The organism is Pseudomonas sp. NY15181 (assembly GCF_048068055.1).
GTDB lineage: Bacteria > Pseudomonadota > Gammaproteobacteria > Pseudomonadales > Pseudomonadaceae > Pseudomonas.
Genome location: NZ_JBLUPT010000001.1, coordinates 520,163 through 532,068 on the forward strand (window position 1 = coordinate 520,163; position 11,906 = coordinate 532,068).

At 62.6% G+C, this 11,906-nt stretch carries 12 protein-coding genes; all 12 read left to right on the forward strand.

All coding sequences use genetic code 11. The annotated features are described in order from the left end of the window. The first annotated feature begins 97 nt into the window (after positions 1-97). Positions 98-967, forward strand: a complete 870-nt coding sequence (tsf, locus tag ACNFBT_RS02420) for a translation elongation factor Ts (protein ID WP_416746136.1) — start codon at positions 98-100, stop codon at positions 965-967. A gap of 205 nt (positions 968-1,172) precedes the next feature. Next, on the forward strand, positions 1,173-1,910 hold the full coding sequence (pyrH, locus tag ACNFBT_RS02425; RefSeq protein ID WP_207885442.1) for a UMP kinase: 738 nt from the start codon (positions 1,173-1,175) through the stop codon (positions 1,908-1,910). A gap of 1 nt (position 1,911) precedes the next feature. Then, positions 1,912-2,469 carry a ribosome recycling factor gene (frr, locus tag ACNFBT_RS02430; protein WP_416746138.1) on the forward strand — a complete coding sequence of 186 codons (558 nt, stop codon included), beginning with the start codon at positions 1,912-1,914 and terminating at the stop codon, positions 2,467-2,469. Positions 2,470-2,485: 16 nt separating this feature from the next. Further along, on the forward strand, positions 2,486-3,241 hold the full coding sequence (uppS, locus tag ACNFBT_RS02435; protein ID WP_416746140.1) for a polyprenyl diphosphate synthase: 756 nt from the start codon (positions 2,486-2,488) through the stop codon (positions 3,239-3,241). Further along, entirely contained in the window at positions 3,235-4,050 is an 816-nt protein-coding gene (locus ACNFBT_RS02440) for a phosphatidate cytidylyltransferase (protein WP_416746142.1), read from the forward strand. The genes uppS and ACNFBT_RS02440 overlap by 7 nt, the downstream gene beginning before the upstream one ends. Further along, positions 4,047-5,237, forward strand: a complete 1,191-nt coding sequence (gene ispC, locus ACNFBT_RS02445) for a 1-deoxy-D-xylulose-5-phosphate reductoisomerase (RefSeq protein WP_416746144.1) — start codon at positions 4,047-4,049, stop codon at positions 5,235-5,237. The genes ACNFBT_RS02440 and ispC overlap by 4 nt, the downstream gene beginning before the upstream one ends. A 16-nt stretch (positions 5,238-5,253) precedes the next feature. Then, the gene (gene rseP / locus ACNFBT_RS02450; protein ID WP_416746146.1) at positions 5,254-6,606 is read left to right on the forward strand and encodes a sigma E protease regulator RseP; all 1,353 of its coding nucleotides are present in this window, start codon (positions 5,254-5,256) and stop codon (positions 6,604-6,606) included. Between the two features lie 73 nt (positions 6,607-6,679). Then, a complete protein-coding gene (bamA, locus tag ACNFBT_RS02455; protein WP_416746148.1) occupies positions 6,680-9,031 on the forward strand; it encodes an outer membrane protein assembly factor BamA in 2,352 nt (783 codons plus the stop codon). Between the two features lie 48 nt (positions 9,032-9,079). Next, a complete protein-coding gene (locus tag ACNFBT_RS02460) occupies positions 9,080-9,583 on the forward strand; it encodes an OmpH family outer membrane protein (RefSeq protein WP_207885435.1) in 504 nt (167 codons plus the stop codon). Continuing rightward, a complete protein-coding gene (gene lpxD, locus ACNFBT_RS02465) occupies positions 9,583-10,644 on the forward strand; it encodes a UDP-3-O-(3-hydroxymyristoyl)glucosamine N-acyltransferase (RefSeq protein ID WP_416746151.1) in 1,062 nt (353 codons plus the stop codon). Before ACNFBT_RS02460 ends, lpxD begins: the two co-directional genes overlap by 1 nt. Before the next feature lie 48 nt (positions 10,645-10,692). Continuing rightward, entirely contained in the window at positions 10,693-11,133 is a 441-nt protein-coding gene (gene fabZ, locus ACNFBT_RS02470) for a 3-hydroxyacyl-ACP dehydratase FabZ (RefSeq protein ID WP_152225019.1), read from the forward strand. Continuing rightward, positions 11,130-11,906 (forward strand): acyl-ACP--UDP-N-acetylglucosamine O-acyltransferase, encoded by a 777-nt coding sequence (gene lpxA, locus ACNFBT_RS02475; RefSeq protein WP_275608231.1) that lies wholly within the window; start codon positions 11,130-11,132, stop codon positions 11,904-11,906. Before fabZ ends, lpxA begins: the two co-directional genes overlap by 4 nt.

Below are 11,906 nucleotides of genomic sequence, written 5' to 3' on the forward strand. Positions count from 1 at the left end.
CGCGGAAAGGGGGCTAGGCCCCCTTTTTGCCACCCTGTAAATTCCGCCCGGGTAGCCGGGCGATCTGGTTTTGAGAGCAACTCAAGAGGATTTCGAAATGGCAGAAATTACTGCAGCACTGGTCAAGGAACTGCGTGAGCGTACCGGCCAGGGCATGATGGAGTGCAAGAAGGCCCTGGTAGCCGCCGAAGGCGATATCGAGAAGGCCATCGACGACATGCGCGCTTCCGGCGCCATCAAGGCTGCCAAGAAGGCTGGCAACATCGCCGCCGAAGGCTCCATCGCCGTTAAAGTGGCTGACGACGCCAAGGCCGCTACCATCATCGAAGTCAACTCGCAGACCGACTTCCTGGCCCTGCAGGACGACTTCAAAGGCTTCGTGGCTGCCAGCCTGGACAAGGCTGTTGCCCAGAAGCTGACCGACGCTGCTCCGCTGATCGCGGAACAAGAGCCGGCCCGTGAAGCCCTGGTCGCCAAGTGCGGCGAAAACGTCAACATCCGTCGTCTGGCCCGCGCCGAAGGTGACGTGGTTGGCGCCTACCTGCACGGCCACCGCATCGGCGTTCTGGTCACCCTGAAGGGCGGCAACGCTGACCTGGCTCGCGACATCGCCATGCACATCGCTGCCAGCAACCCGCAGTTCCTGGATCCGTCGCAGGTTTCCGAAGAAGCCGTTGCCAAAGAGAAGGAAATCTTCCTCGCTCTGAACGCCGACAAGATCGCCGGCAAGCCGGAAAACATCGTCGAGAACATGGTCAAGGGCCGTATCTCGAAGTTCCTGGCCGAAGCCAGCCTGGTCGAGCAAGCGTTCGTCAAGGATCCGGAAGTCAAGGTCGGTGACCTGGCCAAGAAAGCCGGCGCCGAAATCGTTTCCTTCATTCGTTATGAAGTAGGCGAAGGCATCGAGAAAGTCGAAGCTGACTTCGCTGCCGAGGTTGCTGCTCAAGTAGCCGCTTCCAAGCAGTAATAGACGGTCTCACGACTGTCGCCCCGCAAGAGGCTGCCCGCTAACGCGCGCGGCCTCTTTGCCAAACTGGGGAAGCCAAATGGGGCGGTTTCCACGGCGCAGGCCCGCACGGCGGGTTAAGGGCGTCGTAAGCGTGGCGGGTCCATGCTTCCAAACCAAGGCGCCGTGGGCGCCAAGCATTCAATCGCCGCAGGAGAAATAGGTCATGGCTCAGCAGCTGAGCGCTCGTCAACCTCGCTATAAACGCATTCTTCTAAAACTGAGCGGCGAAGCCCTGATGGGGTCCGAGGAATTCGGTATCGACCCCAAGGTGCTCGATCGGATGGCCCTGGAAATCGGCCAGCTCGTGGGTATCGGCGTCCAGGTCGGCCTGGTCATCGGCGGTGGTAACCTGTTCCGTGGCGCGGCGCTGTCCGCGGCGGGCATGGATCGCGTCACCGGCGACCACATGGGCATGCTGGCCACCGTGATGAACGGTCTGGCCATGCGCGATGCGCTGGAACGCTCCAACATTACCGCCATCGTCATGTCGGCCATTTCCATGGTGGGTGTCACCGATCATTACGACCGCCGCAAGGCCATGCGCCATCTGAACAGCGGTGAGGTGGTGATCTTCTCCGCCGGTACCGGCAACCCGTTCTTCACCACTGACTCCGCCGCCTGCCTGCGCGCCATTGAAATAGATGCTGACGTAGTGCTGAAGGCGACCAAGGTGGACGGCGTGTACACTGCCGACCCGTTCAAGGACCCGAATGCCGAGAAATTCGAACGTCTGACGTACGATGAAGTGCTCGATCGCAAGCTGGGTGTGATGGACCTTACCGCCATCTGCCTGTGCCGGGACCAGAAAATGCCGCTGCGCGTGTTCAACATGAACAAGCCCGGCGCGCTGCTGAATATTGTTGTAGGTGGTGCTGAAGGCACCCTGATCGAGGAGGATTGAGATGATCAACGAGATCAAGAAGGAAGCACAGGATCGCATGGGCAAAACCCTGGAAGCCCTGGGTCATGCCTTCGCCAAGATTCGTACCGGCCGTGCTCACCCGAGCATCCTGGATAGCGTCATGGTGTCCTACTACGGTTCCGACACCCCGCTGCGCCAAGTCGCCAACATCAACGTGGAAGACTCCCGCACCCTGGCCCTGAGCGTGTTCGACAAGAGCATGATCCAGGCGGTCGAGAAGGCCATCATGACCTCCGACCTGGGCCTGAACCCGGCGACCGCCGGCACCACCATTCGTGTGCCGATGCCGGCCCTGACCGAAGAAACCCGCAAGGGCTTCACCAAGCAGGCTCGCGCCGAGGCCGAGCAGGCCCGTGTATCCGTGCGCAACATTCGCCGCGATGCCCTGGCTCAGCTCAAGGACCTGCAGAAAGAGAAGGAAATCAGCGAAGACGACGAACGTCGCGCCGGTGACGATATCCAGAAGATCACCGACAAGTTCGTCGCCGATATCGAAAAGGCCCTCGAGGCCAAGGAAGCGGATCTGATGGCCGTCTGACGGCCGGGCTCTCGTCATGGAAAAGACCAAGCAGGTGACGCCTGTGCCTCGGCACGTGGCAATCATCATGGACGGCAACAACCGCTGGGCGAAGAAGCGCCTGATGCCCGGTGTCGCCGGGCATAAAGCGGGTGTGGATGCCGTCCGCGCGGTGATCAAGACCTGCGCCGAGGCAGGCGTCGAAGTGCTGACCCTGTTCGCCTTCTCCAGCGAGAACTGGCAGCGCCCGGCCGACGAGGTCGGTGCGCTGATGGAGCTGTTCCTCATGGCCTTGCGCCGTGAGGTGCGCAAGCTCAGCGCCAATGGCATCCGCCTGCGTATCATCGGTGACCGCAGCCGTTTCGCCCCCGAGTTGCAAACGGCGATGCGCGAGGCGGAAAACCTGACAGCCAATGGCACCACCATGCTGCTGCAGGTGGCGGCCAACTATGGCGGCCAGTGGGACATCACCCAGGCAGCCCAGCGCCTCGCCCGCGAGGTTCAGGCCGGTCACCTGGCGCCGGACGAGATCACCCCGGAGCTGATCCAGGGTTGCCTGTCCACGGGCGACCAGCCATTGCCGGACCTGTGCATCCGCACCGGCGGCGAGCATCGCATCAGCAACTTCCTTCTCTGGCAGCTGGCTTATGCCGAGCTGTATTTCTCCGATCTCTACTGGCCCGACTTCAAGCACGATGCCATGCAGGCCGCGCTGGTCGACTACGCCTCTCGCCAGCGCCGCTTCGGCAAGACCGGCGAGCAGGTCGAGGCCGAGGCTCCCCCGACATGTTGAAACAACGAATCATCACGGCGCTGATCCTGTTGCCGATCGCGCTGGGTGGTTTCTTCCTCCTCGATGGCGCGGCGTTCTCGCTGTTCATCGGTCTGGTGGTCAGCATCGGTGCCTGGGAATGGGCGCGTCTGGCTGGTTACAACGAACAGCCCGCACGGATTGGCTACGCCGCCGTGGTGGCAGCGCTGATGTTCATCCTTTCCTGGCTGCCGCAACTGGCCGGGGCGGTGCTGGTGCTGGCGCTGCTCTGGTGGCTGCTGGCGACCATCATGGTGCTGACCTACCCCGATAGCGCATCGAGCTGGGGCGGCCGCTGGCGTCGCCTGCTGATCGGCCTGTTGATCCTGGTGCCGGCCTGGCAGGGATTGGTGCTGCTCAAGCAATGGCCGCTGGCCAACTGGCTGATCGTCGCCGTGATGGTGCTGGTCTGGGCGGCCGATGTCGGTGCCTATTTCTCCGGCAAGGCCTTTGGCAAGCGCAAGCTGGCGCCGCGGGTCAGTCCTGGCAAGAGTTGGGAGGGTTTCTACGGTGGTCTGGCGCTGAGCCTGGCAATCACCGTCGCCGTGGCGATCTATCGCGACTGGACCGTCCGTGAATTGCTGCTGGCGCTGCCGTGTGCCGCGATCGTGGTGGCGCTGTCGGTGGTCGGCGACCTGACCGAAAGCATGTTCAAGCGCCAGTCGGGCCTCAAGGACAGCAGCAACCTGCTGCCCGGGCACGGCGGTGTGCTCGATCGCATCGACAGCCTGACAGCGGCGATCCCGGTATTCACCGCGCTGCTGTGGATCGTGGGCTGGGGGACGCCGTGAGCAGTCCGCAGTGGATCAGTGTGCTGGGGGCGACGGGGTCGATCGGCCTCAGCACCCTTGATGTCATCGCTCGCCACCCTGACCGTTACCGTGTCTTCGCCCTGAGCGGCTTTTCCCGGGTCGCCGAACTGGAAGCCCTCTGCCTGCGGCATCGTCCGCGCTTCGCTGTCGTGCCGGAGGCTGATCAGGCCCGGCACCTGCAGGGCGGGCTGCTGGCGGCGGGGCTGGATACCCGGGTGCTCGTCGGTGAGGCGGGGCTGTGCGAGATTGCCAGCCATCCCGAGGTGGACGCGGTCATGGCGGCCATCGTCGGCGCCGCCGGGCTGAAGCCCACGCTGGCTGCCGTCGAGTCTGGCAAGCGCGTGCTGCTGGCCAACAAGGAGGCGCTGGTGATGTCCGGCGCCCTGTTCATGAATGCCGTTCGTGCCAGTGGTGCGGTGCTGCTGCCGATCGACAGCGAGCACAACGCGATCTTCCAGTGCATGCCTTCGGACTACGCGCGCGGTCTCGGCGAGGTCGGCGTGCGTCGGATTCTGTTGACGGCCTCTGGTGGCCCCTTCCGTGAGACACCTCTGGAGGCGCTGTCGGACGTTTCGCCCGAGCAGGCCTGCGCCCATCCCAACTGGTCGATGGGGCGGAAGATTTCCGTCGATTCCGCCAGCATGATGAACAAGGGGCTGGAGCTGATCGAGGCCTGCTGGTTGTTCGATGCGCCGCCGTCGAAGGTCGAGGTGGTGATTCATCCACAGAGCGTCATTCATTCCCTGGTGGACTATGTGGATGGCTCGGTGCTCGCGCAACTGGGCAATCCGGACATGCGCACGCCCATCGCCCATGCGCTGGCCTGGCCCCAGCGGATCGACTCGGGTGTCTCGCCGCTGGACCTGTTCGCCATTGCCCGGCTGGATTTCTGCCCGCCGGATGAGCGGCGTTTCCCTTGCCTGCGCCTGGCCCGACAAGCGGCTGAAGTCGGCGGCAGCGTTCCGGCGATGCTCAATGCGGCCAACGAAGTCGCGGTGGCGGCCTTCCTCGAGCGGCGCATCCGCTTCACCGAGATCGCAGTTATCATCGAAGACGTGCTGAACCGCGAGGCGCATGCTCCGGTCGAATCCCTCGATGCGGTGCTGGCGGCCGACCGGCGCGCACGCGACGCCGCGCAGGCGTGGTTGCAGGAACGCGGGCGTTGATGCCCAGGAGTTAGCGATGAGCGCTCTATACATGATCGTCGGCCTGGTGGTCGCACTGGGTGTGCTGGTTACCTTCCACGAGTTCGGGCACTTCTGGGTGGCACGCCGCTGCGGCGTGAAAGTGCTGCGTTTTTCCGTAGGCTTCGGTACCCCGCTGGTGCGCTGGCATGATCGCCAGGGCACCGAGTTCGTCGTGGCAGCCATTCCACTGGGCGGCTACGTGAAAATGCTCGACGAGCGCGAAGGCGATGTTCCGTCCGAGCTGCTCGACCAGGCCTTCAATCGCAAGCCGGTCTTTCAGCGCATCGCCATCGTCGCCGCTGGGCCCGTGGCCAACTTCCTCCTGGCAATCCTGTTCTTCTGGGTGCTGGCCATGCTCGGCAGCCAGCAGATCAAGCCCGTCATCGGCTCCGTTGTCGCTGACAGCCCTGCGGCGCTGGGCGGCCTGGCCGCGGGACAGGAAGTGGTGGCGGTCGATGGCAAGGCCGTGGACGGCTGGAACGGCGTCAGTCTTCAATTGGTGCGTCGTCTCGGCGAAACCGGCGAGCTGAGCGTCTCGGTGCTGGAGTCGGGCTCCTCCGTTCCGGTCATGCACCAATTGCAGCTCAATGCCTGGCTCAAGAGTGCCGATAATCCCGATCCCATCGCCGGATTGGGGATTCAGCCCTGGCGTCCGGCTATCGCGCCGGTCCTGGCGGAGCTGGATGAGAAGGGGCCGGCGAAGGCTGCCGGGCTCAAGGTCGGGGATCGTCTGCTGAGCGTCGATGGGCAAGCGGTGGACGATTGGCAGCAGGTGGTGGACAAGGTCCGCGCGCGTCCCGAGGCTCGCGTCGTGCTGGGTGTCGAGCGTGACGGCCAGCGCCAGGACGTCGCGCTGACGCTGGCGGCGAAAGGCGAGGGCAAGGCCCGTACCGGATACCTGGGGGCGGGTGTCTCGGGTGGTCAGTGGCCGGCGGACATGCTTCGCAAAATCAGCTACGGACCGGTGGACGCAGTCGGGCAGGCACTCTCTCGAACCTGGTCGATGAGCCTGCTAACTCTGGATTCTCTAAAGAAAATGGTGCTCGGACAGCTCTCGGTAAAAAACTTGAGCGGGCCGATAACCATTGCTAAAGTGGCGGGCGCTTCAGCCCAGTCGGGTGTAGGGGATTTTCTGCATTTCCTCGCCTATCTGAGCATCAGTTTGGGGGTTCTCAACCTGTTGCCGATTCCCGTCCTCGACGGCGGGCATCTGCTGTTCTACGTGGTCGAGTGGGTGCGAGGTCGCCCACTGTCGGAGCGGGTCCAGGCTTGGGGGATGCAAATTGGCATCAGCCTGGTGGTTGGGGTCATGTTGTTGGCCCTGGTCAACGATCTGAGTCGGCTGTAACCCACCATTGAAATTCGGATCTGCCGCCACTTGCGGCAGATTCTTTATTTGTCAGTTGGAATAAAAGGACTCCATGAAACGCTTTCTGCTAACCGCGGCCCTTTCCGCGCTGATGATCGCCCAGGTTCACGCCGAGTCCTTCACTGTCTCCGACATCCGGGTCAATGGTCTGCAGCGCGTTTCCGCCGGTAGCGTATTCGCCGCCCTGCCGCTGAACGTGGGGGAGCAGATCGACGACCGTCGCCTGGTCGAGGCGACCCGTTCCCTGTTCAAGACCGGATTCTTCCAGGACATCCAGCTCAGCCGTGATGGCAACGTGCTGGTCGTCAATGTGGTCGAGCGTCCGTCGATCTCCAGCATCGAGATCGAGGGCAACAAGGCCATCACCACCGAAGACCTGATGAAGGGCCTGAAGCAGTCGGGCCTGGCCGAAGGCGAGATCTTCCAGCGCGCGACCCTCGAAGGCGTGCGCAACGAACTGCAGCGCCAGTACGTGGCCCAGGGCCGCTACTCCGCCGAGATCGAGACCGAAGTGGTGCCGCAGCCGCGCAACCGCGTCGCCCTGAAGATCACCATCAACGAAGGCACCGTGGCGGCCATCGCCCATGTCAACGTGGTGGGCAACACCGTCTTCTCCGAGGAAGACCTGACCGACCTGTTCGAGCTGAAGACCACCAACTGGCTGTCCTTCTTCAAGAACGACGACAAGTACTCCCGTGAAAAACTCTCCGGTGACCTGGAGCGTCTGCGCTCCTACTACCTGGACCGTGGCTACATCCACATGGATATCGCCTCGACCCAGGTTTCCATCACCCCGGACAAGAAGCACGTCTACATCACCGTCAACGTCAACGAAGGCGAGAAGTACACCGTCAGCGACGTGAAGCTCTCCGGCGACCTCAAGGTGCCGGAAGACGAAATCAAGAAGCTGCTGCTGGTGAAAAAGGGCCAGGTCTTCTCGCGCAAGGTGATGACCACCACCTCCGACCTGATCACCCGCCGCCTGGGTAATGAAGGCTATACCTTCGCCAACGTCAACGGCGTGCCGGAGCCCCATGACGACGACAAGACCGTCTCGATCACCTACGTGGTCGACCCGGGCAAGCGTGCCTACGTCAACCGCATCAACTTCCGTGGCAACACCAAGACCGAGGACGAAGTGCTCCGTCGCGAGATGCGCCAGATGGAAGGCGGCTGGGCTTCGACCTACCTGATCGACCAGTCCAAGCAGCGCCTGGAGCGCCTGGGCTACTTCAAGGAAGTCAACGTCGAGACCCCGGCCGTGCCCGGCACCGACGACCAGGTCGACGTGAACTACAGCGTGGAAGAGCAGCCGTCCGGCTCCATCACCGCCAGCATCGGCTTCGCCCAGAGTGCCGGTCTGATCCTCGGCGGCTCGATCAGCCAGAACAACTTCCTGGGTACCGGTAACAAGGTCAGCCTCGGCCTGACCAAGAGTGACTACCAGACCCGCTACAACTTCGGCTTCGTCGACCCCTACTGGACCGTCGACGGCGTGAGCCTGGGCTACAACGCCTTCTACCGCAAGACCGACTACAGCGACCTGGATGTCGACGTTTCCAGCTACTCCGTCAACAGCTACGGCGCCGGCGTCAGCATCGGCTACCCGATCAGCGAAACCTCGCGTCTGACCTACGGTCTGACTGCGCAGAAGGACCAGATCGATACTGGTCTCTACACCGTGGACGAGATTGTCGACTTCATCCAGCAGGAAGGCGACAGCTTCACCAACTACAAGGCGTCCATCGGCTGGTCCGAGTCGACCCTGAACAAGGGCGTCCTGGCCAGTCGCGGCCACTCGCAGAGCCTGGTGCTGGAATCCACCATTCCGGGCAGCGACCTGTCGTTCTACAAGCTCGACTATCGCGGCCAGATCTTTGCCCCGCTCACCGAGAACTACACCATGCGCTTCCACACCGAGCTCGGCTACGGTGCTGGTTATGGCTCCACCGACCGTTTGCCGTTCTATGAAAACTACTATGCGGGTGGCTTCAACTCGGTGCGCGGCTTCAAGGACAGCACCCTTGGTCCGCGTAGTACGCCGAGTACGGGCAAGAATGGGACCGAGACTGATCCGGACCAGGACCCGCAAGCCTTCGGCGGTAACATCCTGATCACTGGTGGTGCAGAAGTCCTGTTCCCGCTGCCGTTCGTGAAGGACCAGCGTCAGCTGCGCAGTGTAGTGTTCTGGGATATGGGTAACGTGTTCGATACCGATTGCCCACTCTCGACCACCCAGGGCTGCGATGGCGTCAAGTTCAATGACATGGCCATGTCCGCCGGTGTGGGCCTGACCTGGATCACCGCGCTGGGCCCGCTGAGCTTCGCCCTGGCGACCCCGATCAAGAAGCCGGACAACGCCGAGACCCAGATCTTCCAGTTCTCCCTGGGGCAGACCTTCTAATTGGCCGTATCGTTGTAAAGACAACCATGCTTTGTGCAGGAGTGCATTGTGCGTAAGTTGACCCAGTTCGTCCTGATCACCGCAGCCCTTATGGCGAGCCCTGCGTTCGCCGACATGAAGATCGCGGTGCTCAACTATCAGATGGCACTCCTCGAGTCGGACGCGGCCAAGCAGTACGCCGTGGATGCGGAGAAGAAATTCGGCCCCCAGCTGAACAAGCTCAAGGCCCTGGAAAGCGACGCCAAGGCGCTGCAGGACAAGCTGGTCAGTGGCGGCAGCAAGATGTCCCAGTCCGAGCGTGAAAAGGCCGAGAACGACTTCAAGCAGAAGGCCCGCGACTTCCAGTTCCAGTCCAAGGAGCTGAACGAAGCCAAGGCCGTTGCTGACCGCGACATGCTGAAGAAGCTCAAGCCGAAGCTGGACCAGGCCGTCGAGGAAACCATCAAGAAGGGTGGCTATGACCTCGTGGTGGAGCGTGGTGCCGTGGTGGACGTGAAGCCGCAGTACGACATCACCCGTCAAGTCATCGAGCGCATGAACCAGCTGCGCTGATGATGACCGAGCAGTCTTTTACCCTCGCTGAACTGGCTGCGCAGCTCGATGCCGAGCTGCGCGGCGATCCCGCTCAAGTCATTCGCGGCCTGGCGACCCTTCAGGAAGCCGGCGCCGATCACCTGAGCTTCCTGGCCAACCCGCAGTACCGCAAGTTCCTGCCCGAGAGCAAGGCGGGCGCGGTGCTGCTGACGGCAGCCGATGCCGAAGGTTTCACCGGCAACGCGCTGGTGGTGGCCAATCCCTATCTGGCGTATGCCGGCCTTTCGCATCAGTTCGACCGCAAGCCCAAGGCGCCCGCCGGTATCCATCCCACCGCGGTGGTCGATGAAGGTGCCCAGGTCGATCCGACCGCCAGTATCGGTCCCTACGCGGTGGTCGAGGCCGGCGCGCAGATCGGCGCCGGGGTGACCGTCAGTGCCCATTGCTTCGTCGGCGCGCGCAGCGTGATCGGCGAAGGTGGCTGGCTGGCCCCGAGAGTGACCCTTTACCACGACGTGCGCATCGGCAAGCGCGTGGTGATCCAATCCGGCGCCGTACTGGGGGGCGAGGGCTTCGGCTTCGCCAACCAGAAGGGCGTCTGGCAGAAGATCGCGCAAATTGGCGGCGTGACCGTGGGCGATGACGTCGAGATCGGCGCCAATACCACGATCGACCGCGGTGCGCTGTCCGATACCCTGGTGGGCAATGGCGTGAAGCTGGATAACCAGATCATGATCGCCCACAACGTGCAGATCGGTGACCACACCGCGATGGCGGGTTGCTGCGGGATTTCCGGCAGCGCCAAGATCGGCAAGCATTGCATGCTCGCCGGTGGCGTCGGCCTGGTCGGCCACATCGAGATCTGCGACAACGTCTTCGTCACCGGGATGACTATGGTGACCCGTTCGATTACCGAACCGGGTTCCTATTCGTCCGGTACTGCCATGCAACCGGCCGGCGAATGGAAGAAGAGCGCCGCACGTATTCGCCAGCTGGATGACATGGCCCGTCGTCTGCAGCAGCTGGAAAAGCGCGTGGCTGCCGTGACCCCGAGCGGAGACGCTCCATCAGATGCGTGATCCACGCATTTTTTGGCGTTTCCCTTTTCTGAACAGGCTTCCCTGAACATGATGGACATCAACGAGATTCGCGAATACCTGCCTCATCGCTACCCTTTCCTGCTGGTGGATCGGGTAGTGGAGCTGGACATTGAAGGCAAGCGCATTCGCGCCTACAAGAATGTCAGCATCAACGAGCCGTTCTTCAATGGCCATTTCCCGCAACACCCGATCATGCCGGGCGTGCTGATCATCGAAGCCATGGCCCAGGCGGCCGGTATCCTCGGCTTCAAGATGCTCGACGTGAAGCCGGCCGACGGCACCCTGTACTACTTCGTCGGCTCCGACAAGCTGCGCTTCCGTCAGCCGGTGCTGCCGGGCGACCAGCTGCAGCTGCATGCCCAGTTCATCAGCGTCAAGCGCGGCATCTGGAAGTTCGACTGCCACGCCACTGTCGATGACAAGCCGGTATGCTCGGCCGAAATCATCTGTGCGGAACGCAAACTATGAGTTTGATCGATCCTCGCGCCATCATCGACCCGCGCGCAAAGCTGGCTGACGACGTAGAAGTGGGCCCCTGGTCCATCGTCGGGCCGGATGTGGAGATCGGCGAAGGTACGGTGATCGGTCCGCACGTGGTGCTCAAGGGCCCCACGAAGATCGGCAAGCACAATCGCATCTTTCAGTTCTCCAGCGTCGGCGAGGACACTCCCGACCTGAAGTACAAGGGCGAGCCGACTCGCCTGGTGATCGGCGATCACAACGTGATCCGCGAGGGTGTGACCATTCATCGCGGCACCATCCAGGATCGTTCGGAAACCACCATCGGCGACCACAACCTGCTCATGGCCTATGTGCATATTGGTCATGACAGTGTGATCGGCAACCATTGCATTCTGGTGAACAACACGGCGCTGGCCGGCCATGTTCACGTGGATGACTGGGCGATCCTGTCCGGTTACACCCTGGTGCATCAGTTCTGCCGCATCGGCGCGCACAGCTTCTCCGGCATGGGTAGTGCGATTGGCAAGGACGTGCCTGCCTATGTGACCGTCTTCGGCAACCCCGCCGAAGCCCGCAGCATGAACTTCGAGGGGCTGCGCCGGCGTGGTTTCAGCGCCGAGGCCATCCAGGCGCTGCGTCGGGCCTACAAGGTGGTTTACCGCCAGGGGCTGACGGTGGACGAAGCACTGGCTGAACTCGTCGAGGTTTCGGAGCAGTTCCCGGAGGTTGCTGTATTCCGCGACTCCATCCAGAGCTCCACCCGCGGCATCACCCGCTGA

Bases quoted from the DNA above. Each gene is read 5' to 3' on its own strand.
- tsf (WP_416746136.1), top strand. From the start codon at position 98: ATGGCAGAAATTACTGCAGCACTGGTCAAGGAACTGCGTGAGCGTACC.
- pyrH (WP_207885442.1), top strand. From the start codon at position 1,173: ATGGCTCAGCAGCTGAGCGCTCGTCAACCTCGCTATAAACGCATTCTT.
- frr (WP_416746138.1), top strand. From the start codon at position 1,912: ATGATCAACGAGATCAAGAAGGAAGCACAGGATCGCATGGGCAAAACC.
- uppS (WP_416746140.1), top strand. From the start codon at position 2,486: ATGGAAAAGACCAAGCAGGTGACGCCTGTGCCTCGGCACGTGGCAATC.
- ACNFBT_RS02440 (WP_416746142.1), top strand. From the start codon at position 3,235: ATGTTGAAACAACGAATCATCACGGCGCTGATCCTGTTGCCGATCGCG.
- rseP (WP_416746146.1), top strand. From the start codon at position 5,254: ATGAGCGCTCTATACATGATCGTCGGCCTGGTGGTCGCACTGGGTGTG.
- bamA (WP_416746148.1), top strand. From the start codon at position 6,680: ATGAAACGCTTTCTGCTAACCGCGGCCCTTTCCGCGCTGATGATCGCC.
- lpxD (WP_416746151.1), top strand. From the start codon at position 9,583: ATGATGACCGAGCAGTCTTTTACCCTCGCTGAACTGGCTGCGCAGCTC.
- fabZ (WP_152225019.1), top strand. From the start codon at position 10,693: ATGATGGACATCAACGAGATTCGCGAATACCTGCCTCATCGCTACCCT.
- lpxA (WP_275608231.1), top strand. From the start codon at position 11,130: ATGAGTTTGATCGATCCTCGCGCCATCATCGACCCGCGCGCAAAGCTG.